Origin of the sequence: Paenibacillus ottowii, from assembly GCF_006874425.1 — a bacterium.
Classification (GTDB): Bacteria; Bacillota; Bacilli; order Paenibacillales; family Paenibacillaceae; genus Paenibacillus; species Paenibacillus ottowii.
Window position 1 is genome coordinate 293,708 of sequence record NZ_VIJZ01000003.1, and the last position, 26,711, is coordinate 320,418.

A 26,711-nucleotide genomic window follows, 5' to 3' on the forward strand; every position below is an offset into this window, starting at 1 on the left:
TATGCCTTCCGCTTCTATCAATGTGACAATAGTCACATACTCTCAATGTTTACGTATATACAATATATAGATCGAAACAATTGGTTATCACTAGATATCATCAATATGTTGTTTTTGTGAAAAATATATATTTTTTACTATATGGAGGGTTTTACGATGAAGGTGCTGGAAGAACATCAATTATACGACATCGGCGAGCGGGTCATTGGGGCACAAGATCTGGACATGCTGCGGGAGAATGCAAATTTAAATGGAGAATCATTTAGCGGCAAAATGAGCAAGCTCGGCTCGGAATATGCCAAATGGTATGCGCGTCTGCGTGTGCTTCCATCTGAATTGAGGGATGCCATCGACCAAGGGTATGTATATGTTCACGATTTGGACCAATATGCGCTCGGAACTACAAATTGTATCTTCATCCCTTTTGGTCGTTTACTGCAAGACGGTTTTAATACAGGCAATGGCTCCGTGCGCACACCGCAAACGATTATGTCTGCGATGGCACTGGTCGCCATCATATTCCAGTCTCAGCAAAACAGCCAATTCGGTGGTGTCTCTGCCAATAAAATAGATTGGGACCTTGCCCCATACGTTGCCCGTTCCTTCCGCAAGCACCTGCGCAAGGGACTCCGACTGTTCGAGGAAGAAATAGACTCCAGTTGGTCTGATGACGAACTGCATTTAGCCAATACCCATCTGCAAGAAGTCTGTCCTCGTTCGTATTCATTCGCCTGTGAGGAAACGGAAACAGAAACCCGGCAGGCTGCTGAATCGCTCATTCATAACCTGAACACTATGAGCAGTCGGGCAGGGGGGCAAATTCCGTTCACTTCACTGAATTACGGGATGTGTACGTCTGCTGAAGGCCGGCTTGTTTCGCAATCTCTGCTGGAAGCCACAATTCGCGGACTCGGAAGCGGGGAAACTCCTATTTTTCCACAGCATATTTTCCAATGTAAAGAGGGAGTCAACCAGGCAGAGGGCGATGTCAACTACGATCTGTTCTTAAAGGCGGTCGAGTGCTCCAGTAAGCGGATGTATCCCAATTTTGTGAATGTGGATGCTACCTTCAACCTGCCTTATTACCGCGCAGATGACCCGGATACCATCATTGCCACGATGGGCTGCCGTACCCGCACCATTTCTGACCGTTTCGGTAGAAACCGTCAGAGCGGCAAAGGCAATCTCTCATTTAATACCATTAATCTGGTGCGGCTTGGGATTGAATATGGCATTTGTACAGGCAAACGTCTGACACCTGACCGGGATCGCTTTGATGCAAAATTAGAAGAAGTTATGCGAATTGCAGTAGACGGTCTAATCCATCGCTATCATATCCAGACCAGCCAGCCAGCCAAAGCTTCGGACTTTATGATGCGCGAAGGGGTATGGGAAGGCGGAGAAAAACTGGAACCTGATGAGAAGGTAGGAAGTCTCCTAAAGCACGGTACACTTTCGATTGGTTTTATTGGGCTGGCTGAGTGCATGAAAGCATTATATGGAAAACATCACGGGGAAGATGATGCTGTATACCGTGAAGCACAGCGAATCATCACTTCCATGCGCATGTATTGTGATCGAATGAGTGAACACTATAATCTAAATATTACATTGTTCGCGACACCTGCCGAAGGTCTGTCGGGCAAGTTCACATTGCTCGATCAACGTGACTTCGGAATTATCCCTGAGGTCAATGACCGGGAATATTACACGAATTCCTTCCACATTCCGGTGTATTACAAGCTCCCTGCTGCTCGTAAAATCAGCCTGGAGGCTCCGTTCCATACTCTATGTAATGCTGGTGCAATTTCATACATCGAGCTGGACGGTAATGCGCGGAATAACCCGGATGCGTTTCTTAAAATTGTTCAGTACGCGCTGCATCAGAACATCGGCTACTTCTCCATCAACCATCCGGTGGATCGTTGTACGGAATGCGGCTATGAAGGAATTATCGGGACAAGCTGTCCTCAATGCGGCACAGATGAGGAACACACGCACTTTCAGCGTTTGCGTCGGGTAACCGGATATCTGACAGGAGATTATACGGTTCGTTTCAATGCTGCCAAGCAAGCCGAAGTTCGCGATCGGGTGAAGCATAAGTGAATTTGTGCGGCTATATTCTGGAATCTCTAAATGAAGGATACGGCCTGCGCACCGTTGTATTCATTAGCGGTTGCCGCCATGCCTGTCCTGGTTGCTTTAACCCAGCTTCATGGAGCTTTCGCGCAGGGGAGCCATTCACGTCCGAACGTCAACAGGAGGTCATCCGTGATATCATGGATAACCCGTTGTTGGATGGACTGACTCTCTGCGGGGGAGACCCTTTTTTCTCAGCAGCAGAATGTTCGCAATTTGTGCGTGACTTCCGCACAGCTTGTCCGGACCGAACTGTATGGGCCTACACGGGCTTTGTTTACGAGGAGCTGCTCCTGGATCAGGAACGACAGGAGCTAGCTCTTTTGTGTGATGTGATTGTGGACGGTCGTTTTGTTGAACAGCAAAAAGACCTGACCCTCCCCTTTCGGGGCAGTCGTAATCAGCGTCTGGTAGATGTGAAAGCCAGTGTACAAGCAGGTTACACCGTTTCATTAGCTTAGAGGCGAAGTGCTACTTAACAAGATGCCCTATAATGCAAAAAGGACAAGCTTCCACGATGAGTTGGGCTTGTCTTTTTTTGATATATCTAACTGATTCCACACTCATTTCGATTACGGTTTCTATTGCACATCCCGTGAGTTTCACTTATGATGGTGAGCAAGTATACGAGTGCATAATTATTCGTCATACCTAATCGCATAGCTTGGAAATAGGTGTCTGTTCTAATCCAGCTCAGACTTAAAAGGGAAGCCGGTGCAAATCCGGGACGGTCCCGCCACTGTAAACGGGGAATGTTCAGCTGCTTAACACCCACTGGTCCACAGACCGGGAAGGGATGCTGAACGTCATGATCCGTAAGTCAGGAGACCTGCCTATTTTAACAACATCGCAGTACCTACGGAAGATAGGGAGGTGTTAAGAGCAGTCGCCGTATTTTTGAATTTTAATCACGGAGGCATTCTTTCCCCTACTTATTTTTAGCTTTGGGGACGGAATGCCTTTTTTGGTACGTAAAAATAAACTGGCTACGCCTTAGGAGGAAACAATACATGTCTATTAATGAACAGCCTTCATTGTCCGGTTTAAGCAGTAGTAATCTGGGTTATCCGCGTATCGGCGGAAATCGGGAATGGAAGAAAGCACTGGAACGCTTCTGGCAGGGCAGTATTGACGAAAGCGAACTGCATCGTGAGATGAAGAGATTGCGTCTGGAGCATCTGAGCAAACAGCGCGACAAAGGCATTGACCGCATTCCTGTCGGCGATTTCTCCTATTACGATCACATGCTGGATACATCCGTGATGTTCGGTCTCGTACCCGAACGGTTCAATTATCGTCCCGTAGGTCCGGTTCCTCTGTCCGTGTATTTCGGGATCGCACGTGGGCAAAAAGGGGCTGCCGCCAGTGAAATGACTAAGTGGATGAATACGAATTACCATTACATCGTTCCCGAATTGGCAAACGTGGCTCCGGTGCTGACTGAAAATAAACCCTTACTGGCTTATCGTGAAGCAAAGCAAGAGTTAGGCATTGACGGTAAACCAGTTCTTATCGGTCCCTATTCATTTGTTGTTTTATCTAAAGGTTATAATCGTAAGGATCTAGGCGCTATTATACGAACCTTCCTGCCTTTATACGCCCAAGTTCTGTCAGAACTAGCCGCTGAAGGCGTCCAATGGGTTCAAATCGATGAACCTGTCCTTACCACCTCATTCCCGGTAGAGGATCTGGAGATAATTCAGGAGGTCTATGAAGCTTTGACCCAAGCTGCACCCTCCTTGAATATCATGCTGCAAACCTACTTTGGTAGCCTGGATCATTATGAGCGCCTGACTAAACTTCCGGTACAGGGGCTGGGTCTTGATTTTGTATACGATGATGGTGAAAATCTTCAGCATATATCACGGCATGGCTTCCCCAAAGGCAAAACGCTGGGTGCTGGTGTCATTGACGGTCGCAATATATGGCGCAGCGACCTGAATGCCGTGGCTGCACTGTTGAGCCAGTTAGCAGAACAGATCCCCGCCACACAGCTTATCGTGCAGCCATCGTGCAGTCTGCTGCATGTACCGGTCAGTCTGGATGCAGAGCACAAGCTGGACCGAGAGTTGGTGCATGCACTAGCCTTTGCTGATGAAAAGCTAGAGGAAATCGCGATCTTGACGGCTGCACTTGGCAAGCACGATCCCTCTGCACTTGCCATGCTTGAGCAAAGTGCAGAGGCGGTAGCCCGCTTCAACAGCTCAGCGGCAAGGGTACAGACAGCTGCCGATCTGGCCGACCTGCTGGCAAAAGAGCCCCTGTCACGCAGCGTTCCTTTCGCCGAGCGTCGTGTAATTCAGCAAAACAAGCTGAAGCTGCCCCCACTGCCTACGACGACCATCGGCAGCTTCCCGCAAACGGCCGAGATCCGCAAGGCCCGTCTGCACTATCGCAAAGGTGAATGGTCTGCCGAGCAATATCGGACGTTTATCCAACAGCAGATTAAGGAATGGATTGATATTCAAGAGGACATTGGCATTGATGTGCTTGTACATGGGGAATTTGAGCGGACTGACATGGTAGAGTTTTTTGGCGAAAAGCTCAAAGGCTTTGCTTTTACACAGAACGGATGGGTGCAATCCTACGGCTCCCGCTGTGTCAAACCGCCAATTATTTACGGAGATGTGTCGTTCGATCAACCTATGACCGTGGAGGAGACGGCATTTGCCCAATCGTTAACCTCCAAGCCAGTTAAAGGAATGCTTACAGGTCCTGTGACCATTCTAAACTGGTCCTTCGAGCGCAATGATATTCCACGCAGGCAAGTTGCTTTGCAGTTGGCACTGGCATTACGGGCCGAAGTAGAGGCACTCGAACAAGCGGGCATCCGCATGATTCAAGTAGATGAACCCGCAATTCGAGAAGGGCTTCCGTTAAAAAAAGAGCAACAGCAAGCCTATCTGGATTGGGCGGTTCAAGCCTTCCTTGTGACCACGGCCACCGCTCAGCCTGCGACCCAAATCCATACGCACATGTGCTATTCCGAATTCCAGGAGATGATCCAATCCATTTCAGACATGGATGCCGACGTAATCTCTATTGAAACCTCTCGTAGCCACGGTGAACTGATTGTTAGCTTTGAGGATCAGATTTACGACAAGGGCATCGGTCTGGGTGTATACGATATTCACAGTCCGCGCATCCCTGATGTATCAGAAATGCTAGGCATGATCCAGCGCGCCTTGCGTGTGCTGCCGTCGGATTTGTTCTGGGTTAATCCAGACTGTGGTCTGAAAACCCGCACCAAAGAAGAATCTGTTGCCGCATTGCGGCAAATGGTACAGGCCGCTCAAGCAGCCCGAGCCACGCTGTCTGTATCCAACTAATATTATTTTCGTATCTATTCACGCCATCCTGTTCTGTTAACCATATCCTCTTCCCTCTTCCGGTCTTACTATTCAAGACCAGAAGAGGGACTTATTCCAAGTCATATAATGTATATGCACCTTGAATACGATTGACTTTCATCTGTTTCAGGTGTACGCCTAAGCCATGTTCTCGATCCCATGAACAGCTAAAATTCAAATATAGCTCATCCTGTTCTGATGAGTCGGAAATCAGCATAGATACGGGCTGTATTCGATCCGACAATTGCTCAGATCGTTCCACATAAGGCGCATATTCATTAGGGTCCTCTCCCCATAAGCTGTATGCCTTCCGATACTTTTCCACGATGCCTACATAATAATGGTGTATGGACTCCAACACTTGAGGATGAATGACTGACGAGCATGCCATATACTTCTCCCATGTCTTTTTCTGAAGCTCCGTAGGTTCTTCTATAGCCTGTGCCTGTTCTTCAGAGTCAGCTCCCACGATAAATTCGACTTCTATCTCCGATGGCTGCCCGCAAAAATCAAGATGTACCCTACCACGCAGTACAACCTCCTCCGACACATCCCAAGCCTCATCATCCTGTTCCAGTTCTCTGTACCAGTGTTTCCAGCCCATCCTTTATCCACCTCTTTGTTTTAGGTAATCTTTAACTCTATTGAATCCTTTACAATTTATCATTTTAATGAATGAAATTAAAGCAACATCCGGTTATTGGGCCCTGTCGAAATCGAGTAATTTCCAAATAAGACTACTTTATTCTACAAGATTCGCTATCCATGTAAGCCTTCAAGAAAGAAAATCAGCCCATTTGGACTCGAAGTTTTATTATTAAAAATTTAGTACCTTGCATTAATCAGTACATGATGTTAAATTATACCTGTCTATTGTTCTATAATTAGTACCCGTGACAAATTAAGCACAAACACACGTTTCTTCCCCTTATTCCGATCGACACCTATGAATTATGATTACATCAGGAAGGGAGCATCGCTCGTGAATGTGAACATCCAATTCAAAAAAGGGGTACTGGAACTATGCGTTCTAGTTCTAATTGGACGTAGAGACCGCTATGGCTACGAGTTGGCTCAAGCCGTCTCCCGTCATATTGAAGTAGCAGAAGGAGCCCTATATCCACTGCTCCGCCGCCTGGTATCCGAAGGATACTGCACAACGTATTTACAGGAATCGACCGAGGGTCCCCCCCGTAAATATTATCGGCTGACCGATACCGGTAGCCATTATACAAAAATGCTGATACGGGAATGGAATGATTTTGTCCATCATGTCGCAAGCCTACTGGAGGAAGGACATTCCGATGAATAGAAAACAGTTTCTTACAGAGGTGGAGCAGCGTCTTTCTCCTCTCCCTGCAGAGGTACGCCGTGAACTACTTAGTGATTTGAGCCAGCATTTTGACTACGGCTTGGTCAATGGACAAAGCGAAACCGAGATTGCTCATCAGCTAGGTAATCCAGAGGATATTGCCCAAGAAGCATTGAAAGAAGTTACCAATGTAGACTGGAACGTTTCTCCTCCACTTCGCCAAGGTAGCTTCGCACGCAATCTTTTTACGTTCTTAGGGCTGCTGTTTCTTAATTTGTTGATCTCCATCCCAATGATGGCTACCCTATGGGCAGTATGGGCTTCATTGACCATAGTAGCGGTCACTTTCGTTGCAGCCCCTCTTCTCGCCGTCACGGATTATGTGCTTAACAGCACCTTTTACCCGACTAAATTCTTTTTCTCCATCACGTTAACGGGTATGGGGCTATTGCTGTTGCCTGGAGTACGTTATCTCCTGCTCCTTATGGTAAAAGGCACAGTTCAATACTGGAAATGGAATCAGATTACCCTGAGGGGAGCTTACTAACAACATGAATAAAAAGTGGTTTATTGCAGCAGGTCTGTGCATTGTCATCGGTGCAGCCGGCATGGTGGCCTACGGTGCCCCATGGAGTCAACAAGTCATGATGATTAACAAAGAATGGACGTTTACACGTGGTCAGCTTCAAAACCTGAAAGTGGACAGTTCTGATGATGTCTCTATTTTGTTTACTCCTGGCTCTGGTGACCAAGGTACAATACGCATTAGTGGAGAAGTTCAGACAAAAGTCGCCGACCAAATTCATAATGCCCAAATTGAGAACGGTAAGCTTACCATTCAATCGGAGCCGGCCCCTTCCTTGTCATTCTTTTCGATCACTCCTGATTTGGATCAGACGATAACTGTAGAGATGCCTTCTGGGGAAGCCCTAGCTGATCTTCAGATAGATGCACATTCAGGAAATGTAAAGCTCCAAGATGCCTCTGTGAAGAATACTTCTATCGCTGCTACCTCAGGTACTGCCGAAATCACAAACCTCCGAAGTTCCCATCTGCTCGCTAATCTAACATCTGGCAACTTTATAGCCAATCAGCTTACAGCAGATATGGAGCTAAAGCTTACTTCAGGAGATGTCACTCTCCGCGACTATAGCGGTAACGGCCATCTTTCCCTAACCTCAGGCCATTCTAATATTACACAAAGCACCGCATCCAACCTGGAAGTGAATTCTGATTCCGGTGACGTAAATATTAAGCAGGCTCCCGATTTTAAAGGTGTCTATAATGTTCACTCTGACTCTGGAAGCATAAGTACGCCCGAATCTGTCCCCGGCGCCGTGAGCGTAATCAAGGTCGAAACCACTTCAGGCGATATTCATATTTCCAAATAGAGGGCGGTTACACGATGCCTCATCGGGTCAAAGTTTGGTTCGAGGGGTTCAACCTAGTATAATGAAACCATGTGCTCAGATGCACAACTACATTATATTTAATAAGGAGGAGACTGGATGGAACTTAAGAATAAGACAGCCATTATTACAGGAGCCAGCAAAGGAATTGGTAAGGCAATTGCCGAAACCTTGGCCAAGGAAGGCGTTAATCTGGGGTTAATCTCTCGCACATTGAGCGACCTGCAAAAGCTGCAGGATTCACTGGGGAGTACATACGGCGTAAAAGTGGTGAGTGCTGTTGCAGATATATCGGATCGAGCACAGGCCGCTGCCGCTGTAGCTTCACTGGAGCACGAGCTGGGTGCCGTTGATATTTTGATCAACAATGCAGGCATCGCTACCTTCGGCACAGTCGCAGATATGGACCCTGAAGAGTGGGAACGTATTATTCGCGTAAACCTGATGGGAACCTATTATGTTACACACGCTGCTCTTCCAAGCATGCTAGCTCAACAGAGCGGAAACATTATTAACATTTCCTCCACAGCAGGGGAACGAGGGTTTGCAACAGGCTCGGCCTATTGCGCATCCAAGTTTGCTTTGATGGGCTTCACGGAAGCACTGATGCAGGAAGTTCGCAAATCCAACATTCGTGTCACCGCGCTGACGCCAAGCACGGTCAATACAGAGTTGGCGGCAAACGCGGGATTGCCTATTGGTGACGAGGACCGCATGCTTCAGCCGCAGGATTTGGCCGACCTGACCTTAGCTGCATTGAAGTTGCCCCCACGAGTTCAATTAAAAGTAGCCGGTATTTGGACAACCAACCCACAGTAATTCGACATGACATCTTAGATCCATTGGCTGTATCAAGCTCCGGCAGACGTAATTGTTCGTCATGCCGGAGCTTTGTTTTAGCATAGCTATACCAAAACAAACTGTAATATAAGCGCTTTGTACTTCCAGCATACATAACATACATTTCCTACAACCATAAGCGCATTCCAAGAAAGGGGAAAAATGATGAAGAACACAGGAATGACACGACCATTAGACCATTTGGGACGCATTGTGCTACCCAAAGAACTGCGCACATCTATGAATATTAATATTGGAGATGCCCTTGATTTTTTTATTACACCAGAGGGACTGATGATTCGCAAGTATACGGGGGTTTCTTGTTACTTTTGTGGTGCCGTTGATCATTTAAGCTATTTCAGAGATCATCTGATCTGCAAGAGTTGTATTGAAAACCTGAAGAGCGACAATCCTTCCAGCCATTTGAGTGAAGAACATCCTGCCCAGCCGAAGAAAAGAAGGAGCTACAGAAACCAGAATGAGCTCCTGAATAAACTAAAGCAGCTCATGGAGGAGCACCCTAATGTATCCCAAAAAGACTTAGCTGAAATGCTGGAATTGTCTCAAGGGCGCGTGTCACAGCTTAAAAAGCTACTTCTTTAAATATTCCGTCCATCTCATTTGTTCTAAATAATAAAAAAGAGCCTGACGGCTCTGGAATCATTCATATTATGCAATGTCAGACTGCTCCATAACCGGGACTCGATAGGCAAGCAGTGACTCGTCTATTACGGCAGAAATAAACGTCGCTTCTATTTCAGGCACCAGTCGAAGCGCATAGTTCCATGCGTTTTCCTCAATTTGCAGCGCTAGCCGTTGCCGGGTCCCGATGCTGTTCTCTTGCTCCATCGCATCGGAGAGACCCTCTAATTCAGTATCGGCGGCGTGCCCGATCTCATGCGCAAGCACAACCGTAAAATACTCCTCAACACGATCCGCGCTGCCGAACATCTGTAAGCATTGTGTTTCAATAACATCCGTATACATGGTAATGGTGTGAGCATGCATGGCATATTTGCCCCCAATCAGTCGTCCACCAGGAAAACGTTTCTCCAGCTTGACTGTTACGCCTATAGCAGCTCGTTCCAAAAGCTCAGCGACAATGCGCTCTGCCTGATTTCTCTCCAACTTAGCTTCGCTCCTCAAACCAAGATATATAAAGTTATATTTACGATAAAACTTATGAAATTATGAGTGTGCTCATACAATACACAGTACGATATTATACCTTTTTACAAAGGAGAATACCATGCCAGAAGATTATTATATAGGTTGGGGAACGCTTGCCCTGATTAATGCCGGCTTGGCACAGACCAAAAATCGGAGCGGGATTAACTGGTTTGCGCTCTCACTACTGATAGGACCAATCGCGACCCTATTGATCGTTGTATGGGATAAACCGGAGTCCTGATCCAGCAATCAGTCCCCCGTTAGATTATGAAGAATGAAAAGGGCATCCTTGCGGCTTTTGTGCCAGCGCTGTTTCTATTGATGTATTAGCCTGTCTTGTCATATATGGCTTTTCCTGAACTCCGAAATTCGGTTTCACAAGCCGATTATCGTAAGAACTATGAAAAATATGCGTGGTTGCTGGGGATAATGGTGGGATCAGCCACGTCCAATTACCTGTCAGCGCACGACCAGCCTCGGCTTCCCGTTCCTCAAATAATTTGAATTGTGCTGCTGCGGTATGATGGTCAACAATGCTAACCCCCGCCTTTTTAAAAGAATGCAGCACAGCAATGTTTAGCTCCACCAGCGCCCGATCACGCCATAGCGTTGTTTCACTCGTCGTATCCAGTCCCATCAGTTTTGCCACTTGTGGCAGCATATTATATCGGAAGGGATCCGCAAAATTACGGGCCCCGATTTCCGTTTCCATATACCAGCCGTTAAATGGAGCTGCTGTATAGACGATACCGCCAATCTCCAGCGTCATATCCGAAATCATAGGCACAGCATACCAACGTAATCCCAGAGAGGTTATACTTGAGAGTTCCGGATGCTCAATAGGCACCTCCATCACCAAATGCTCAGGAATATCAAAGAGCTCAGGAGGCTGCCCCCCCACTTCGACAACCAGTGGCAATACATCGAAAGCAGTCATCGCTCCTTGCCACCCCATTCCCCTACAAGCATTGGTAAAATCGACTGAGATTGGATCTCCGATGATCCCTTGATCCGTTTCATAGCCAGCGTAGCGAATAAGCTGATGGTTCCAAATACGAATATTCGGCTGTCCCGGCTGGGAGGCGTGAAATACAGTAAGCGTAGGCTTAATTTTACCGCCGTTCGTTCCTATACGGATATGCTCCAATAGCTCGTGAACGATTTGCGTCGCGTCTGATGCTCCACGTGCATCCCTAACTAAGAGCTTGTCCCAAAACAAGCGACCGATACAACGATTACTATTCCGCCAAGCCATAAGTGCCCCGTGCTTTAACTCTTCGTAAGTATGCTCGTACGTTCCAGTAGTCTCTATGTCATGACGAATATCAAGGAGCCGGGCCTCCGCATCATCGCGGCCTCGGCCCAGCTCCTCATAACATGCATATATAAACTGCTCTGCTTCTTGCAAAAGCTGTTGTTTCCCTTCCATAACTACACCCCATCCCGGTAGCCCGCTTGCTCACGAGCCTGTGGTCTTCCATGCTTCTTCGTCATTATACTCCAGTAGCAGGCTGGAACCAACGGGATGTATATCTTGTTCACCTGATCTCCATATTCGTGGAAATGGCCCCCAGAAGCTTATCCCAAATATGCGGTAAGCATCCAGATATGTTTATCGACCTCTTCTCTCAAGCCATTCAGAAGATCCTCTGTCGCTTTATCCTGTGCCGCTTCTGCTGCTTCCATACCATTCGCCAGTTCAACAGTAATTGTTTTAAAATCAGCTATAACGGACTTCACCATATCATCAGCTGTCTGCTCGCCTGCGGACTCCTGAATAGCTGACAGTTGCAAATGCTCTTTCAAGGTTGCAGCAGGGCGACCACCGATCGCCAACAAACGCTCAGCAATGGTATCCAGATTAGCTGTTGCTTCATTATAAAGCTCCTCGAATTTGGCATGCAGTGTGAAGAAATTAGGTCCTTTCACATACCAGTGAAAATAATGCAGCTTCGTGTACAGTACAGACCAGGTAGCCACGTGACGGTTCAAAGCCTTGTGCAGTTCTTGAATAGCCTCTTGTGTAGGTGCGTTCGTATGATTTAATGTACTCATGTGTAAAATCCCCTCTCGTTATCATTCATAATATAGTTGGAGTGATGCTTGGATACTCGCTAGCCGTAGTGTCTGATTTTCTTCCAAATCCCATGCGTGAACTAAAAAATATTTAGCAATTAATTTAGACTTAATCTAAATCCTGTTTTAATTATAACACTATCTATCTGTTTTGCAAGGCTTTATTATGGTTAAATTATGAAGATTGCATGAATTGATTGTCAGGCAATGCTCTATACCAATCGGAGCTGAACTCAATAGCCTAACCAAGACAAAAAAGAGCCACCCCACAGAGGGATGGCTCTACTATTATTCTTGTATTTCCGAAGGGTTCACAATCAAGGATACAACCTTGCCTGCGTTTACATCAATCAAACCGTGATCGGTAATTTTTAAAGCCGGACTAACTGGCAAAGAATGAGTACTCAGCGACATGATTGGATTGTAATGACGATATCCCAGCGACAGCAAGGCTGAACGCAGCTCCTTCACATGGGCAGCCACCATTTCCAGCGGTCCCTCTGTCAAAATTCCACCCACCGTTAACGGTAAATGGGACAGCACCTTGCCATTTTCAACTACGCAAAAGCCCCCTTGGCTCGATAAAACCGTATTCGCGGCCAATATCATATCTTGCTTGTTATGTCCCACGACCAACAGGTTATGATTATCGTGCGAATAGGTGGTAGCCACCGCCCCGCGTTTAATCGTATCTCCCCCGATCAAACCGTAAGCACGGTTGCCGTTCTTGCCATACCGCTCAAACGTAGCGATGAGTCCATATTCACCATGTTCCCACACCAGTTCACCCTGCTCTACTTGAGCAGGTGCAATTCGTTCGCTTGTAAAAGTTGATCCATCCTTAACCATCATAATTCGGCATGAATGTGTGCCATCAGCTACATCCAGCTTCACAGTAAAATCCTGCTCTGTAAGCGGATTAAGCTTTACACTTTGATAAAAGTGTTCGGGGAAACGGCATTTTACCTGTGCCTGATGGTACTCCTCAAATTTATCAAATACCTTATGACCATCCTTATAGACCTGCTCTACCTCAAACTGCTCCAGATCCGATAACAGTACAAAGTCGGCTATTTTCCCTGGCGCGATTGTCCCGCGGTCATGCATGCGCATCCGTGCGGCAGGAGTAAATGTAGCTGCATAAATCGCATCCTCAGGCTTCATACCCATTCCGATCGCTTTACTTACAATATGGTTCAGATGCCCTCGCTCTACGAAGGAATCCGGCATTACATCATCCGTTACGAAGCAAAAATGTTGTGCCACGTTCTCCTGAATGAGATAGTCCATTACCTCAGGAGTCATGGATTTTTCCTGGATTTCAATAAACATCCCGGCGGCCATCCTTGCCTTCATACCTTCAATACTCTGGTGGGTATGGTCTGAGCCTATTCCTGCATAGATCAACTGATGCAGATCCAGATCAAGCAACTGCGGCGTATGGCCTTCAATAATAAGTTCCGGGTAGTGCTCACGAACATGACGTAAGATGCGGTTCGTCTTGCTTTCCGGATCACGAATGACATCCACATAGTTCATAATTTCACCCAGGCAGATCATCTCACCCGTCTGCAACAAAGCATCGATCTCAGGGATATCAATCTCGCCCCCTGAGGTTTCCAAAGGCGTTGCCGGAACAGAGCTAGGAATCCCGTAAAACATATCAGCCACGCAGTCCTTGCTGGCCTCCATCATTTCCTGAATGCCTTCCAATCCGAACACATTCGCCATTTCATGCGGTTCCGGTACAATGGTCGTGACCCCATTGCGAATGAGCCCATAGGAAAAGGTTGCTGGGGTCACCATTGTGCTTTCGATATGCAAATGGATGTCGATCAGGCCGGGAATCATATATTTCCCGTGCCCTTCGACAATTTCAGCAGCCTCAAAAGATTCCAGACCACGCTGACCGATATACATAAACTTGCCGTCAAGTATAGCCACATTGCCTTCCTCGAACGTCTTGTAGTAACTATTGTACACCTTAACTTGTAAAATCATTTTGTCTGCACGCATGATGTATCTCCTTCATCGAACCCGCTGATTATTGGACCAGCACCATTTTATCTGCCGGAAAATGCAAGGTAACCCGTTGACCACTCAAGTAAGGCGTATCCATTTCCTGATTAGCCGTAAAGTTCCCCTTCGCCGTCTCTACCACATACTGATAGCTACGCCCCAGGTAAGTACTTACCTTAATAATACCGGGAAGCTCATTTTCCCCTGTCTCGTTGCCTTCTGTTCGAATGACCAAATCATCCGGGCGAATAGCCCCTTGACGAGCACCCGCTTGGACTGTGCCCTGATTACGCACTACACTGAACGAAAGGTCGCCTGTATTCAGTCGAATACGTTCTCCTTCTTCCGTACGCTCGTCAAAGTTTAGAAAATTATTAAACCCGATAAAACGGGCAACAAATTCGGTCGCCGGATATTTAAAAATGGTCGATGGAGCATCTAATTGCTCGATGTTCCCCTTATTCATAATCGCAACCTGGTCAGAAATCGAAAAACACTCCTCTTGGTCGTGCGATACATACACGGTGGTGATGCCCAATTCCTGTTGAATACGGCGGATTTCTACACGCATATTCACACGCAGGTTAGCATCCAGGTTACTCAAAGGTTCATCAAACAACAGCAGATCAGGCTCAATTACAAGCGCTCGCGCAATCGCGACACGTTGACGCTGCCCGCCAGATAATTCGCCGGGGAAACGCTTTTCGAATCCCCCCAGGCTAACCGTATCCAGCATAGTCATAACACGTCGTTTTACATCATCTTCTTTTACTTTACGTAACCGCAAACCAAAAGCAACATTATCAAAAACCGACAAATGCGGGAAAAGGGCATAACTTTGAAATACAAAACCGAAGTTCCGTTTGTTCACTGGAACCCGGGTATAATCTTTATCACCAAACAAAAATGTTCCCTGTTTAGCTTCGAGAAATCCTGCAATAAGACGAAGCGTAGTCGTTTTGCCACAACCACTCGGTCCGAGCAACGAGAGCAATTGTCCTCGTTCGAGCTGCAAATCGAAATCCTGCAAGATCAGTTGGTTGTCATAAGCGACCGAAACGCGATCCAGAGTAAGCAGTGCCATAAGGTTGAAGCCTCCATTACCTTTTAGTGAAGTAAGACAGTCCCATCAGTCGTTCGATCAAGAACATCAGGATACCCGTTAAAATCATCAGCATAACCGAAATCGCTGCAATCGTCGGATCAAAATAATTTTCGACGTAAGTCAGCATTTGAATAGGCAGGGTGCTGAAGCCCGGTCCTGTCATGAAGACGGAAATGTCGACATTGTTGAATGATTCCAGAAAGGCAATCAGGATAGCCGCAATAATACCTGAGCGGATGTTGGGTAGAACTACCTTGAAAAAGGTTTCCAACCGTCCAGCTCCCAGACTAAGCGCTGCTTCCTCAATCGCAAAATCAAAGTTAGACAAGCTGGATGCAATGACCCTTATAATGAACGGCAACATAATCACCGTATGTCCGATCAAAAGTCCAGCGTATACTGGCAAATGATACACAATAATCAGATAGCGCAGCAGTGTAAAACCAAGCACAATACCTGGTATAAGCAACGGGGAAAGGAACAAGGCATTCAGTGCATCCTTTCCACGAAACGAAAACCGACTAAGCGCATAAGCGGCTGGCATACCGATAAGCAGCGCCAAGATATTGCCCAGCAGAGAGACGACAATCGACGTTTTGAAGGTGGACATAAACAAATCCACTTCAAAAATATTTTCATACCAGCGCAAGGAAAAGCCCTGCGGAGGAAATTTTAATACCGTGCCCGGCTCGAAAGAAGTGACCGATATGATCAACAGCGGACCGAGCAGAAAGATGAAGACCAGCAGGCTAAAGAAGCCTAGTCCATAATGTTTCTCCCGCATATCCACCTACCCCTTCGGATTGAGTTTATGGGCCGCCTTATTTAAGAGACCGACCACGATAAATGTAATAGCAATCATAATTGTTGCGATAACAGAAGCTAAAAACCAATCGTTAAGCGTCATTGCATTTTGATACAAAAATGTGGCGATAACCCGCTGTTTTCCTCCCAGCAATGCTGGGGTCGTATAAGCTGTCAGGCTGCCCACGAAAACAAGAATGCTTCCAATGATCAGACCTGGAACAGACAGCGGGAATACAATTTTACGGAATGCGCTGAATTTGGAGGCTCCAAGACTCTGAGCAGCATGGACAAGATCACCGTCGATATTTTCAAGCACACCAATCAGTGAAATAATCATCAGCGGTAAAAACAAATGAACCAGACCAATAATCATCGCTGCCGGAGTGTACAAAATATTCAGCGGCTCATCCACGAGTCCTAAGCTGATTAACACGTTGTTTAATAACCCCTTGCGACCCAAAATGACCATCCAGCTGAATGACCGGACTACAGGACTCGTCAATAAGGGGAAGATAGCCAGCGCGAGCAAAATCCCTTTACGACGCGGGGCCTTTTGTGAAATATAATAAGCTGTCGGAAAACCGAGCAATACGCATACGAGGGTCGTTACGACACTGACCTCCAGCGTAGTCAGCAATATTTTCAAAAAATAAGGGTCCTTGAAGAAATGGAGATAGCCTTCTAAGGTGAATGAGCTGTCCTGTACGAAAGTCGAACCGATCGTCAACACAATCGGAATGACCATGAACACCGCCAGAAAGAGCAGACCTGGCAGCAGCAGCCAATACAAGTATGTTTTCTTCATGGGTAGCTCCTTGCGGTTATCAAAATGTTATTCCTTGTTCAGCACCTGGATAAACAGCTCCAGAAAAGCTTCACTGTCCACCTGTTCGCACACATTCATATTGGGACTATGATTGAGGCGGTTCTGCACATCGCCTACCGTTTGTCCGTCACATATGCGACTGGAGGTTTCCACATCGACATATAACAGCGAGGTATCTACTAATCTCGAATTCAGCGCGACCCCAACAGCAAGCGGATCATGAAGCGCACACGCTTTTACCCCGTTGCGTTCTTCATAACGCTTGGTATAAATAGCCGTGCTTTCAGCTACATAATCGCGAATCTCTGGGCGAGTCAGACGAGCAACATGATCGGCAGTCAGCAGCGCCTTGCGTGTTACATCCAGACCGACCTGTATCAATCGGCCAAATCCCGCGTGAAATACGATCCGTGCGGCTTCAGGATCAGCATACATGTTGTACTCCGCTACAGGTGTAATATTGCCGCACCCGTGAATAACACCGCCCATAAAAATAACTTCATGGACGTGATCCGTCAGATCAGGACGCTTCAGCAGCGCCAACGCCAGATTGGTGAGCGGCCCGGTGCAAATGAGCGTCACTTCTCCGGGATGAGCCATCACGGTATCAATGATGATATCCGGTGCAAAACCCTCGGATGCAGAGATGGCTGGGATTACTCCACTCAATGCGCCTCCAATACCGTCTTCTCCATGAACACGGTGCTCGTGCAATCCTTTACGTATTAATGGAGCCTCTGCCCCTGGATAGACCGGGATATCCGGTCTATCCAGCAAGTTGAGGATTTTGCAAGTATTCAATGTTGCTTGTTTAAGTGAAACATTACCGCATACCGTAGTAATCGCCTGAATATCCAGCTGACCACTTTTGGCCGCAAGTAAAATACCCAACGCATCATCAATGCCTGTATCTACATCTAATATGATCTTTTTCATTATTGTGTAACTTCCCGGTTCCAGCGATCTGTCCATGCCTTGATATGATCATTGACGAATTTCATATCCAGCTTGGTCAGCTTGTTCACTACATCTGTACCGTACGTAATTCCTTGAGTATCCGCACCGGATAGTACTACCTGCGTGTTCACCGGAGAATCAACTTTTGCCTTGGCGGATTTTTCTTGAACTTCCTTGCTCAGCTGCCAGTTGATAAATTCCTCAGCCAGCTCCTTCTGGTCGGAGCCTTTCACTACATTAATCGTGTTCATAACTGCATAAGCACCCTCACTAGGAGCTACGAATTTCGCCCCTGGCACGGCAGCCTGCAAATCTTTGAAATACATTTCCATAATCGGACCGCCTGCAATTTCCTGCTGACTAAACATGTTCACGAATTCGGACGTTTTACTATAAAACTTAACGATATTCGGGCTCAGCTCTTTCAGTTTTCCGAAGGCTTGGTCTTCATTAAATTCCTTGCTACCCGCTACTTTGGAAGCCGCATCTACCATCATCGGTCCAGCAGTTGCCGTAATATTCGGCAGAGTCACATTTCCTTTGAATTCAGGACCCCACAGGTCGGCCCAGGAGGTCACGTTCTTTTTCACCAGCTCCGGATTATAGGCAATACCGAGGCGTCCGACTGTATAAGCAGGGCCATATTCCTCACCCAGCGGTGCTTTGGCAATATCGTAAATTTGGTTCAGGTTCGGCACCTTACTGCGATCCAATTTCTCAAATAACCCTTGTTGAATTCCCTGTTGGGCATAATAATCAGACAGATAAATCAGATCGACGTCAGTGCTGCCTTGGCTGATTTTGTTCAACCGTTCGGCATTATTTCCGATTTCTACAACAATATCAACGTTATGTGCCTTTTCAAATGGCTCGTACACTTCTTTATTAAAGAAGTCCTCGGAGAAGCCCCATGTGGAAATAACTAGTTTCTTTTTTCCATCAGCTGAGCCATCTTTACCAGCTGTCTGGCCACCAGTAGCATTGCTGCCGCAACCTGCCAGTACCACAGATGCCAAGGTCACAGCCATAAATCCTTTAAACCACTTTTTCATATGAAACTCCCCCTATTTTTTATTCTGCACACCTTATAACACAAAAAAGAAAAGTACTCTTGTAAAACAAGAATACTTTTCTTCGTAAACAAAGAATAAGTTGATCCCGCTGTGCGTTATAACAGGTTCTCCCCTCAGATAGATCCGAAGCGAAAAGCCGAATATCCAATTTTATTAGGATTCTTTCAGTATGATGTTCGTAATGGCCCACTGCGTTGCTGAATCATAGTCGCGCAGTAAAGCTTCTATATCGAGCTCCATATCCTCAATCAGCTTCTCGCGAAGTCTCTTCTTATACAGCATGGACATTCGGAAATCCACTTCCAGCTTCAAGCCGGGGGCTTCCACTTCCAATGCCGCCGAGCGTGGAGAACGCCGGTGCTTCGCTACAAAGGTAACAATGTTGTTCTCAACGGTGGCCCGCAACAGCGTGGTCCCGAAGCCGAACAGTTCCTTTGAAACTTCATTGTAAATCTGGCACATCCGCTTTTTGCTTTCATTACTGTCGAGCAGCGTCATGAACCCACCCTCATCAGCATATTACGTACAATCAATCTTTTAACACGATAGATTATACATAAATATATGATAAATAGCAAACAAAAATCCCTAATTCAATAACATATGTCGCGAAAAAACGAACAATATGTCGAAGTTTGTAGCTTTGCGGCATTTTTATACTCACTGATCTCAAAAATCTCGGTTTAGATCCATCCTACCAAAGAGCCGATAACAACGAAAGGAAACAAATCACTATTACCATTGATCAGATCAAACTTACATTAACTGTAGACCGTACAACAATGCTCCAAAATATCAGCAACCTCAACCTGTAGCCCCAAAGGATGCTATCATTGCCATTTCGGGGGAGATAATTTTCTCTACTATAAATTTTTTCTACTATAATATGTAGGTTTAATGTAAACACATTAAACCGTACCCCGCAGAACTCTCCTAGCGGTTGTACGGTTCATTTAAGTTATGTAGCTGACCACAGCAGCATAATGTTAGCTATGATATATGCCTGTCACCATTGTGCTGCCCGCTTGCGTCTCTCCTCACGCCGATCAGCTTCTTCCATTTTGCGAATATAACGCTTTAACTGCTCTTTATGATCGTCCAATTCCTGCAGGCGTACAGTTGTCCCTTGGAGAAACGCCTCCATTTTACGTGTTAATTCAGCAGCCGATTCACCTCGCCAGTCTTGCAGACGACCATATATGTTTTTCATCTGCTGCTCCTGATGCTGAAGTCTTTGCTTTAGCTGCTCGCACTGCTGTACAGCCCTCCGCAGATCCCCCAGGCTCAAAGATATTCTGCTCATCTCTTTCGCCTCCCGTTGTGTTCTTCCAGCTGCTCTTATTATTGATCGGCCATCGTAAATTCCTGGCCCTTGCGATCAATATACTCGGCTATTTCTGTAATCGATTCCTGATACCAGCGATTAATTCGATCCAGTGTCACCGTTGCACTATGCGCAAGCGGGGTCAAAGACTGACTCTCACTTGTTCCGATATGAGCCTGAAATAACTGAATGGACGCTCGGGTATCACTAGAAAATCCATGCAAGCTAGAACGCATCTGATTAGCTGCATGCTTTAGCTCCTCGGGTGTTAATTGAATTGTGCCCCCATTTTTGTTGCCCACAAAATAAGCCCCACCATGAACGCGGCCATTTTGTTGGCCTGCTCCCATCAAATTCACACCTAGCCCATGAGCAGCAAACTGTCCAAGGGCACCCCATTGTCCACCGTAGCGTTCAACCAGATCGCCCATGACTTGCTTGAGCTCTGCCTGCGCAGCCAGCATCTGCTCGTACGCCTCCACCCGCGGATTACCTTCTACCAACTGTCCGTCCATGGTGTACAGCGGATTGCTGATACTGCCGTTTTCATCAAATGTGAAATGATCCATGCTATGCGTCGCTTCACCCAATACCGAATTATAGAACTTGGTAATTGCATCTTGCTGCATCATAGGCAACGTAATTGGGACATAAACAATGGGAGTCCATTTGGGTCCCAAAAAAAAGTTGGCCCACTTATTTTCTCTTTCGATCGGCAACGAAACAGGAATTGTGATTTTGGCTTCATTAGCCGTCTTATAATCATTATTTATAAAGTAGGTTGTACCCACATGTGGTTTTGCATCTTTAACCCCTGAACCGATGGTATCCTTCGGATTGACATAGGCAACATTCGTCTTTTGAAAATCGCCGTTTTCCACCTTCTTTTGAAGATCATCCGATAAAAGATGGACAATGCTTGGTGCATTATAACTGACCGAAGACAGCCCGTTCCGTACCGCCACATATTCTGCCTCCGCTCCTCCCAGAGAATGGCCTGTGGTAGATATTTCAGCAGAGGGGTATTCCTTTTTTACGGCATCATATAGATTTTGGGCTTGTGTGAATTGATTATTCTGGTACTTTTCCTCATATTGAAGAAATGCACTTTGTACTTGTGGTGGGAGTTTAGCCACTTCTGCCTTATTATTTTCATAATAATGATGGGCTTCTTCCAACGTTTTTGCGCGTCCTCCGACGACATCGCTGATGTCCGTCCCCCAGTCCATCGCCACGCTCCACTTGGGTCGATCTGGAGGTTCTGTCCCTCTATAACCGATGATTACCTGATTGGTTTTTTCGTTATGGAACACAGTCGCATCGAATCCAGAACCGTTAGTGTCATGTAATAGTTTATCGTCCAACTTAACAGCTTTCCAACCAGGTATGCTTTCACTCTCATAAGCCTTTACATCATTACTTCGCAAATATACTCTTTCTGCTATGTGCCAATAAGTCTCATCTGTGATATATTGCATCTTTTCCCCACCTTGTTTAATTGACCTATATATTATAAAGTTATAAAAAGTTATTACTACCAAAAAAGGAGAAAGATAATATGAAAAAGAAAATCGGGGTTTATACCCTTATTCTAGTTTCCATCCTTGTAGGAGTTTTCTATTACATACAGTACACATCAAATGCAGAAAAAAAAGAACTTGTCCAAACTATCGCCCTGCCTCTTGGGAAAGAATATATTAAACAATACTATAGCGCAGACTTCATTTTGAAAGATTATGAATTCAATGGCCCTTATGTTAATTCTACGGTTTTCCTTTATGGATATATAAAGGGGCATGAGGGTCAAACAGTCTCCATCACCTATGACTATAAAAAAAAGGAAATCATAGATGTGAGTGGCCCCGGTTGGTTCATTGATAGCCGGAATCCCGAAAAGAACACTCCTTAATTATGGAAATTAAAGTATTTTCACAAAAAAGCGTCTGTCATCAATCTCTATAAGGGAATACATTTTTCCAATCTAAGGAAGTAAAATCATTATAATACCTCCCATTTACTTGGGGTATAGTTAAAAGTAAAAATAAGTATAAAGTCGTTGGTTACTGCATTTCTGGTCGCGGTTCATACCTAATAACGATTAGGACTTTGTAACTGTATGTTAGAAGAAATTTGCATATATGAACACAATTTTTAGACGTTGTACCGAGCTGATCCTTGTATTAAATAAATGAGCTATCCTACTGTTAACATAATAAAAAGCAATAATGTTCTGAGTTTATAGTAAGGAGATACTAAGGAGAAGAATTCAACTTGAAGAAGAGAAAGGTTTGGGAAAGCATCTTTATAGTAGTTTCAATCCTTGTAGGAATCTTTTATTACATGCAATATACAGAGGATGTACAAAAAGAAGAGTACGTCCAATCTGGTATACCTATTGGAAAAGAATATATTAAGAAGTATTATAATGCCGAGTTTATATACAAAAATTACGATTTTATTGGCGGCTATGTTAACTCTACCGTTTATCTTCGTGGCTACATAAAAGGGCATGAAGACCAGATAATCTCAATAAATTACGACTATAAGAAAAAAAGGTGCTCTACGTGACTGGACCGGAGTGGTTCATTGACAGTCGGAACCCTAGAAAAAATTCAGATTATTGAATCACAATTGTGAATAAGGCTCCTAAGGAGCCTTATTCACTCGTTGCCTGACTTATTAACGTTTTTCACTTTGAGCTAGAGGCTGATTTACATAAATAAAGGGATATTCGCCTTTGCTTATTTTACGTTTCCATTCTTGGACTATATCTTCCTGGGTCGGCGCTTTCTCATTTACAATTGCTCCTGTAACTACTTTAGCCATGCTTTCCCCTTCTCTTGGTGGTTTTATTTACTGCGTCTTTATCTTTTCTCCAGTCATTTTAATGTTACCGTCCATCTCGACTAAACTTGTTTTACATTTTAACCCGATGGCATCTTTTGCTGTGACTTGAATTGTGTTCCCCGCATTGAATACCAAATTCCCATCAGCCTTAACACGGATGTCCTTTTTACTCCGCAATTCGATGCCGTGGTCATCCAACAGTCGAATGACCACTTCATCGTCGTTCCCCGTGATTAAAATTTCATTTTTCTCAAAAATAATAGCTTTGCGGTACTTGGTCATAAAGATCTTCGTGGACGGGTCCTGAATAAAGTCGCCCCCTTTGGATCTCTTGCGGATCGAGTGAGTTACAATGGCGTCCTTTTCTTTAGCGGTCGGAAAGTATATGTCTACAAAGTCAAATAGCTCCGGCATGCAGTACCATCCTGTATTCCCTTCCGATGTATAAAATGTAGCCGTTGGGAAAGCATAGGTTTCCTTGACGTTCGACTTGACCTTATCCATTTCGTAAAAGAAAACCTTCACGTGGTCCTGCTCGATTCCAATAACCTTCGATTTTAACGAGATGCCACGAATACTTTCATTTACCATCAAATCCTGCTTCATTCCATCCAATGTAGTCAGTACATATTCATGCCACAAGGCGCTATGGCGTATAAACGCAACCGATTGCAGCACGTATAATGCTTTCCCTTTAAATTTAACCTCCGCCCCAATTTGCAGCAGGACATCTCTAGCCCCTGTCGTTTGTACTTTATAATATAAAAGGTTGTCATCCTTGCTGGCTCCTGGTTTGGTTTTTCTGGTCATGGAGTAGTTATACTGCCTAAGCTCACCCTGATTGACACCATCCGGTAATCCAAAATAAAACTGAGGTTTTTCACCAACCGGATCAGGTATTAGTCCCCAACCGAGCCGAGACGCTATACGTTTCAGAAACAACCAGTCCGTCTCATCAAATTGCATCGTAAATTCCTGTAAAAGTTGATCCTTCAAGCGGCTCGTACAATTGGCTTTGGGATAGGATTTGAGCACGTGTTCAAGCAATGCTTGCAGCTTCATCTTTACATTTTGAAAAGATTGTCTATGCGGTATTTCATCCATCTGGCTTGTATAAGATAGAGCTTCGACAACCAAATGAGCTACATTGGATACCATCTTGATTCTGAACTGCGTGACTGGCCCTCGAAATAGCACACTCTGGTTATGATCGTCATTCATATAAGAAACAACTAACTTCGCCCCTGCTTCCATATGATCTGTATATTCTTCCATTTGAGCACCCGTTAACACACCTGTCAAAATGACCTTCACATGCTCATTCATTTTCTGTACAACTTTAACTTTCGGATTTTTAAGAGATAAAACTGTTACATTATACTTGATGATTGGATATCCCATGTTACCGCTCCTCTTTGTCGGTTAGTTTACGTTTATCCGTTGTTTGCTTACGTATTGAATGACATCCTTGATGGTTTGATTATGTCCCTGATCGTTAAGAGTCTCATCTAATGCAGGAATTGTGGTAAAAGTTTTATTTTTTTTCTGAAAATAAATGTCCGCTATAAGGAATGGTTTTGCACCATCTGGTCCAGTGCCCGTTTCATAATAAGCAATAATGATAATGTCTTTTAAACCATCCTTATTTACATCCCTAAAGGCTACCGCTTCTATGCCCTCATCAGCATACCACCATTCATTTCCATACATATCTGGAAATGAATACACAACTCGCTCCTGGTCATCTAATAGAAAAAAGTAGTTTTTGGGGATTTCATCTTTCTTTGCTTGAGTTGATACAAACCGTACTTTCCCAAAGCCTTCGAAAGTAGTTTGAAAAGACTGCGACTCTTCAATTTCATATTGGTCGGTATTCAACTTTTCACCGCCAACTGTGGAAACAGACTGATCCTTAACAGAACTTAGCTCACTCCATAGTTCCTCATCCTGCCTGATATTCTCTGGAATTTGTGTCAAACGAATTTCATACTCCGCATGGTCCCCTACCACATGTGCCATAGGCACACTCATCCCCAATGAATCATTTGTGAAATAACTAAACGATTCCATTTCTACTTCCGCAAGCGAACCTTTGGTTACATCCGCATTTGCTAACAATTGAATCAAATCATCTTTTGTGAAATCACCAATTAACCCTTGTTGCTCCGGCTGAACAGCTGTAATCTCTCCGCTTTTTATAAGCTCAATAAAAGGTTTCTCGACTTTTATCAGATCTCTCAATCTTATTCTTGAAACCTGCTTCATATCCAGGTTCGTGGTATAAAACATATGAGTAGGATAGGCTGCGTCCTTCATATAATGAATACCCGTATATCGAACACTCAAGAATCGTTCACTTTGTCGTTTGATCTCATAATCAATTTCGACATGGACTCCGGCATTGGAATCCGCATAGTTTTGTAATCCTTCTAAAGCATCAGCCTTAAGAATTTGGTTTAAGGATTTCTGCTTTGCAATATTCTTGAGTTTTGTAATTTGAGGGTATTTAATCACGATCCCATTTTTTGAATATTCCTTTTGAATGAGTTCATAACTTTGCCGTTCACTATAAGTATTTAAGGCGGTGCTATATTCGGAATCAATACGGACTTCTCCACTTTTGGAGAACTCAATGATAAGGTTTTGTTCAGAGTCATCACTGTTTATTAAGAAACCATCGCCGTGGTCTAAAACTCCGATACTCATGCTATCATGTTGTCGATTCTCTAAAATAAACTCATCTATATCCTCGTTCAATTCCCACGCATCCGGAAGCTTTATCTTATCTGTTACTATTTCTTTCTGTGTCCATTTTTCCCCGGAGAATTTCCACAACGCAACAAATACGGGATCTGGATGATATATTGAAACATATCCCCCTAACAACAGCTGTATTCCCTTGTCTGAATCCCGAACCACGAAGTCTGTAGTCAATTCTGGCCCGCCATCCTCAATCATCTGGGCATGTACAAGTCGTTTCGTACTCCACCACTGAATAAATGTGTATTTATCTCCGATCGTACCTGTCACCGTTTTAGGTGCTCTATAATTCATAACCCTAACGTTTAGCTGCCCGCTTTTTAACGGAAACGATTTTGTTAAGATAGTGAGATTATTATCGAACTTTTCTACTAATTCTTCATCCTTCATCTCTACACTTTCAGGCTCATTTAACAACGAACTAAGTTCCTGTGTGAACTCCTCAAGCTTTTTTTGTCTGGTATCAGAATCCTTATTTTCATCGTTGACTATATGGAGTTTTTTCACTAGCGTGTCCAGCTTTTTCGAATAGGAAATCGTTTTATCGTCATTTTGGAGAGAATGCGCATGATTTGTTTCAGTTGCTGGAGAATCCTGTACCTTCATGCACCCATTCAGCACCACACAGGAAATGAATAATAACAGGACGCAAGAAGTTCGGCAGTACTTCAAGTAATTCATGCTGGATATCACACTT

The 26,711-nt window shown here is 45.0% G+C and carries 27 protein-coding genes and 1 riboswitch; of the genes, 11 read left to right on the forward strand and 16 right to left on the reverse strand.

Annotated features, from left to right (window positions below; all coding sequences use genetic code 11):
• Window positions 1-156 precede the first annotated feature (156 nt).
• From FKV70_RS08315 to metE, 3 genes are all read left to right on the forward strand, one after another.
• A complete protein-coding gene (locus FKV70_RS08315) occupies window positions 157-2,106 on the forward strand; it encodes an anaerobic ribonucleoside triphosphate reductase (protein WP_142612519.1) in 1,950 nt (649 codons plus the stop codon).
• Window positions 2,103-2,600, forward strand: a complete 498-nt coding sequence (gene nrdG, locus FKV70_RS08320; RefSeq protein WP_142612520.1) for an anaerobic ribonucleoside-triphosphate reductase activating protein — start codon at window positions 2,103-2,105, stop codon at window positions 2,598-2,600. Before FKV70_RS08315 ends, nrdG begins: the two co-directional genes overlap by 4 nt.
• 194 nt (window positions 2,601-2,794) lie before the next feature.
• Window positions 2,795-2,990: riboswitch (cobalamin riboswitch) on the forward strand.
• 159 nt (window positions 2,991-3,149) lie between these two features.
• Window positions 3,150-5,468, forward strand: coding sequence for a 5-methyltetrahydropteroyltriglutamate--homocysteine S-methyltransferase (gene metE, locus FKV70_RS08325; RefSeq protein ID WP_142612521.1), 2,319 nt, complete (start codon window positions 3,150-3,152; stop codon window positions 5,466-5,468).
• A gap of 91 nt (window positions 5,469-5,559) precedes the next feature.
• Here the strand turns inward: metE and FKV70_RS08330 are convergent, their stop codons facing one another.
• Window positions 5,560-6,093: a DUF6985 domain-containing protein gene (locus FKV70_RS08330; protein WP_142612522.1), complete on the reverse strand. Its 534-nt coding sequence runs from the start codon at window positions 6,091-6,093 to the stop codon at window positions 5,560-5,562.
• A 378-nt stretch (window positions 6,094-6,471) separates the two neighbouring features.
• Between FKV70_RS08330 and FKV70_RS08335 the strand changes: the two genes are divergently transcribed.
• From FKV70_RS08335 to FKV70_RS08355, 5 genes are all read left to right on the forward strand, one after another.
• On the forward strand, window positions 6,472-6,801 hold the full coding sequence (locus tag FKV70_RS08335; RefSeq protein ID WP_142612523.1) for a PadR family transcriptional regulator: 330 nt from the start codon (window positions 6,472-6,474) through the stop codon (window positions 6,799-6,801).
• Window positions 6,794-7,348 (forward strand): DUF1700 domain-containing protein, encoded by a 555-nt coding sequence (locus FKV70_RS08340; RefSeq protein WP_142612524.1) that lies wholly within the window; start codon window positions 6,794-6,796, stop codon window positions 7,346-7,348. The genes FKV70_RS08335 and FKV70_RS08340 overlap by 8 nt, the downstream gene beginning before the upstream one ends.
• Before the next feature lie 4 nt (window positions 7,349-7,352).
• Window positions 7,353-8,192, forward strand: a complete 840-nt coding sequence (locus tag FKV70_RS08345) for a DUF4097 family beta strand repeat-containing protein (protein ID WP_142612525.1) — start codon at window positions 7,353-7,355, stop codon at window positions 8,190-8,192.
• A gap of 117 nt (window positions 8,193-8,309) precedes the next feature.
• Window positions 8,310-9,029 carry a 3-ketoacyl-ACP reductase gene (locus FKV70_RS08350; protein ID WP_063213750.1) on the forward strand — a complete coding sequence of 240 codons (720 nt, stop codon included), beginning with the start codon at window positions 8,310-8,312 and terminating at the stop codon, window positions 9,027-9,029.
• Between the two features lie 186 nt (window positions 9,030-9,215).
• Window positions 9,216-9,653: an AbrB/MazE/SpoVT family DNA-binding domain-containing protein gene (locus tag FKV70_RS08355; RefSeq protein WP_063213749.1), complete on the forward strand. Its 438-nt coding sequence runs from the start codon at window positions 9,216-9,218 to the stop codon at window positions 9,651-9,653.
• 66 nt (window positions 9,654-9,719) lie between these two features.
• On the opposite strand, the gene FKV70_RS08360 is transcribed toward FKV70_RS08355, so the two are convergent.
• Window positions 9,720-10,178: a hypothetical protein gene (locus FKV70_RS08360; protein WP_063213748.1), complete on the reverse strand. Its 459-nt coding sequence runs from the start codon at window positions 10,176-10,178 to the stop codon at window positions 9,720-9,722.
• 121 nt (window positions 10,179-10,299) lie between these two features.
• Between FKV70_RS08360 and FKV70_RS26075 the strand changes: the two genes are divergently transcribed.
• A complete protein-coding gene (locus FKV70_RS26075) occupies window positions 10,300-10,461 on the forward strand; it encodes a hypothetical protein (protein ID WP_167669717.1) in 162 nt (53 codons plus the stop codon).
• Between the two features lie 24 nt (window positions 10,462-10,485).
• Here FKV70_RS26075 and FKV70_RS08365 read toward each other — a convergent pair whose 3' ends face one another.
• From FKV70_RS08365 to FKV70_RS08415, 11 genes are all read right to left on the reverse strand, one after another.
• Window positions 10,486-11,649: a nitric oxide synthase oxygenase gene (locus FKV70_RS08365; RefSeq protein WP_142612526.1), complete on the reverse strand. Its 1,164-nt coding sequence runs from the start codon at window positions 11,647-11,649 to the stop codon at window positions 10,486-10,488.
• A 149-nt stretch (window positions 11,650-11,798) separates the two neighbouring features.
• The gene (locus tag FKV70_RS08370) at window positions 11,799-12,275 is read right to left on the reverse strand and encodes a Dps family protein (RefSeq protein ID WP_064797692.1); all 477 of its coding nucleotides are present in this window, start codon (window positions 12,273-12,275) and stop codon (window positions 11,799-11,801) included.
• Between the two features lie 309 nt (window positions 12,276-12,584).
• A complete protein-coding gene (locus FKV70_RS08375; protein ID WP_142612527.1) occupies window positions 12,585-14,312 on the reverse strand; it encodes an adenine deaminase C-terminal domain-containing protein in 1,728 nt (575 codons plus the stop codon).
• A gap of 28 nt (window positions 14,313-14,340) precedes the next feature.
• A complete protein-coding gene (locus FKV70_RS08380; RefSeq protein WP_064797690.1) occupies window positions 14,341-15,399 on the reverse strand; it encodes an ABC transporter ATP-binding protein in 1,059 nt (352 codons plus the stop codon).
• Between the two features lie 16 nt (window positions 15,400-15,415).
• Window positions 15,416-16,204 carry an ABC transporter permease gene (locus tag FKV70_RS08385; RefSeq protein WP_013312456.1) on the reverse strand — a complete coding sequence of 263 codons (789 nt, stop codon included), beginning with the start codon at window positions 16,202-16,204 and terminating at the stop codon, window positions 15,416-15,418.
• Window positions 16,205-16,210: 6 nt separating this feature from the next.
• Window positions 16,211-17,032 (reverse strand): ABC transporter permease, encoded by an 822-nt coding sequence (locus FKV70_RS08390; RefSeq protein ID WP_142612528.1) that lies wholly within the window; start codon window positions 17,030-17,032, stop codon window positions 16,211-16,213.
• Window positions 17,033-17,059: 27 nt separating this feature from the next.
• Window positions 17,060-17,989 carry a nucleoside hydrolase gene (locus tag FKV70_RS08395; protein WP_142612529.1) on the reverse strand — a complete coding sequence of 310 codons (930 nt, stop codon included), beginning with the start codon at window positions 17,987-17,989 and terminating at the stop codon, window positions 17,060-17,062.
• Window positions 17,989-19,062: an ABC transporter substrate-binding protein gene (locus FKV70_RS08400; RefSeq protein ID WP_063207041.1), complete on the reverse strand. Its 1,074-nt coding sequence runs from the start codon at window positions 19,060-19,062 to the stop codon at window positions 17,989-17,991. Before FKV70_RS08400 ends, FKV70_RS08395 begins: the two co-directional genes overlap by 1 nt.
• Window positions 19,063-19,236: 174 nt before the next feature.
• Entirely contained in the window at window positions 19,237-19,581 is a 345-nt protein-coding gene (locus FKV70_RS08405; protein WP_013373571.1) for a hypothetical protein, read from the reverse strand.
• Between the two features lie 508 nt (window positions 19,582-20,089).
• Window positions 20,090-20,386 carry a WXG100 family type VII secretion target gene (locus tag FKV70_RS08410; RefSeq protein WP_063207044.1) on the reverse strand — a complete coding sequence of 99 codons (297 nt, stop codon included), beginning with the start codon at window positions 20,384-20,386 and terminating at the stop codon, window positions 20,090-20,092.
• Window positions 20,387-20,424: 38 nt separating this feature from the next.
• Window positions 20,425-21,885 carry a lipase family protein gene (locus FKV70_RS08415; protein ID WP_142612530.1) on the reverse strand — a complete coding sequence of 487 codons (1,461 nt, stop codon included), beginning with the start codon at window positions 21,883-21,885 and terminating at the stop codon, window positions 20,425-20,427.
• Between the two features lie 80 nt (window positions 21,886-21,965).
• On the opposite strand from FKV70_RS08415, the gene FKV70_RS08420 reads away from it, so the two are divergent.
• Together FKV70_RS08420 and FKV70_RS08425 are read left to right on the forward strand one after the other, a co-directional pair.
• Window positions 21,966-22,316, forward strand: a complete 351-nt coding sequence (locus FKV70_RS08420) for a hypothetical protein (RefSeq protein ID WP_064797686.1) — start codon at window positions 21,966-21,968, stop codon at window positions 22,314-22,316.
• A gap of 362 nt (window positions 22,317-22,678) precedes the next feature.
• Window positions 22,679-22,975, forward strand: coding sequence for a hypothetical protein (locus tag FKV70_RS08425; protein ID WP_244310688.1), 297 nt, complete (start codon window positions 22,679-22,681; stop codon window positions 22,973-22,975).
• Window positions 22,976-23,086: 111 nt separating this feature from the next.
• Here FKV70_RS08425 and FKV70_RS26080 read toward each other — a convergent pair whose 3' ends face one another.
• From FKV70_RS26080 to FKV70_RS08435, 3 genes are read right to left on the reverse strand one after another with little or no spacing between them, the layout of a single operon-like run.
• Window positions 23,087-23,233, reverse strand: a complete 147-nt coding sequence (locus FKV70_RS26080; protein WP_167669718.1) for a hypothetical protein — start codon at window positions 23,231-23,233, stop codon at window positions 23,087-23,089.
• Between the two features lie 27 nt (window positions 23,234-23,260).
• A complete protein-coding gene (locus FKV70_RS08430) occupies window positions 23,261-24,655 on the reverse strand; it encodes a hypothetical protein (protein WP_142612531.1) in 1,395 nt (464 codons plus the stop codon).
• 21 nt (window positions 24,656-24,676) lie between these two features.
• Window positions 24,677-26,695, reverse strand: a complete 2,019-nt coding sequence (locus FKV70_RS08435) for a DUF4163 domain-containing protein (RefSeq protein WP_142612532.1) — start codon at window positions 26,693-26,695, stop codon at window positions 24,677-24,679.
• Window positions 26,696-26,711 lie beyond the last annotated feature (16 nt).

Excerpts from the sequence above, each read along its gene's own strand:
- FKV70_RS08315 (WP_142612519.1), top strand. The coding sequence starts at position 157 with ATGAAGGTGCTGGAAGAACATCAATTATACGACATCGGCGAGCGGGTC.
- metE (WP_142612521.1), top strand. The coding sequence starts at position 3,150 with ATGTCTATTAATGAACAGCCTTCATTGTCCGGTTTAAGCAGTAGTAAT.
- FKV70_RS08330 (WP_142612522.1), bottom strand. The coding sequence starts at position 6,093 with ATGGGCTGGAAACACTGGTACAGAGAACTGGAACAGGATGATGAGGCT.
- FKV70_RS08340 (WP_142612524.1), top strand. The coding sequence starts at position 6,794 with ATGAATAGAAAACAGTTTCTTACAGAGGTGGAGCAGCGTCTTTCTCCT.
- FKV70_RS08345 (WP_142612525.1), top strand. The coding sequence starts at position 7,353 with ATGAATAAAAAGTGGTTTATTGCAGCAGGTCTGTGCATTGTCATCGGT.
- FKV70_RS08350 (WP_063213750.1), top strand. The coding sequence starts at position 8,310 with ATGGAACTTAAGAATAAGACAGCCATTATTACAGGAGCCAGCAAAGGA.
- FKV70_RS08355 (WP_063213749.1), top strand. The coding sequence starts at position 9,216 with ATGAAGAACACAGGAATGACACGACCATTAGACCATTTGGGACGCATT.
- FKV70_RS26075 (WP_167669717.1), top strand. The coding sequence starts at position 10,300 with ATGCCAGAAGATTATTATATAGGTTGGGGAACGCTTGCCCTGATTAAT.
- FKV70_RS08365 (WP_142612526.1), bottom strand. The coding sequence starts at position 11,649 with ATGGAAGGGAAACAACAGCTTTTGCAAGAAGCAGAGCAGTTTATATAT.
- FKV70_RS08370 (WP_064797692.1), bottom strand. The coding sequence starts at position 12,275 with ATGAGTACATTAAATCATACGAACGCACCTACACAAGAGGCTATTCAA.
- FKV70_RS08375 (WP_142612527.1), bottom strand. The coding sequence starts at position 14,312 with ATGCGTGCAGACAAAATGATTTTACAAGTTAAGGTGTACAATAGTTAC.
- FKV70_RS08380 (WP_064797690.1), bottom strand. The coding sequence starts at position 15,399 with ATGGCACTGCTTACTCTGGATCGCGTTTCGGTCGCTTATGACAACCAA.
- FKV70_RS08385 (WP_013312456.1), bottom strand. The coding sequence starts at position 16,204 with ATGCGGGAGAAACATTATGGACTAGGCTTCTTTAGCCTGCTGGTCTTC.
- FKV70_RS08390 (WP_142612528.1), bottom strand. The coding sequence starts at position 17,032 with ATGAAGAAAACATACTTGTATTGGCTGCTGCTGCCAGGTCTGCTCTTT.
- FKV70_RS08395 (WP_142612529.1), bottom strand. The coding sequence starts at position 17,989 with ATGAAAAAGATCATATTAGATGTAGATACAGGCATTGATGATGCGTTG.
- FKV70_RS08400 (WP_063207041.1), bottom strand. The coding sequence starts at position 19,062 with ATGAAAAAGTGGTTTAAAGGATTTATGGCTGTGACCTTGGCATCTGTG.
- FKV70_RS08405 (WP_013373571.1), bottom strand. The coding sequence starts at position 19,581 with ATGACGCTGCTCGACAGTAATGAAAGCAAAAAGCGGATGTGCCAGATT.
- FKV70_RS08410 (WP_063207044.1), bottom strand. The coding sequence starts at position 20,386 with ATGAGCAGAATATCTTTGAGCCTGGGGGATCTGCGGAGGGCTGTACAG.
- FKV70_RS08415 (WP_142612530.1), bottom strand. The coding sequence starts at position 21,885 with ATGCAATATATCACAGATGAGACTTATTGGCACATAGCAGAAAGAGTA.
- FKV70_RS08420 (WP_064797686.1), top strand. The coding sequence starts at position 21,966 with ATGAAAAAGAAAATCGGGGTTTATACCCTTATTCTAGTTTCCATCCTT.
- FKV70_RS26080 (WP_167669718.1), bottom strand. The coding sequence starts at position 23,233 with ATGGCTAAAGTAGTTACAGGAGCAATTGTAAATGAGAAAGCGCCGACC.
- FKV70_RS08430 (WP_142612531.1), bottom strand. The coding sequence starts at position 24,655 with ATGGGATATCCAATCATCAAGTATAATGTAACAGTTTTATCTCTTAAA.
- FKV70_RS08435 (WP_142612532.1), bottom strand. The coding sequence starts at position 26,695 with ATGAATTACTTGAAGTACTGCCGAACTTCTTGCGTCCTGTTATTATTC.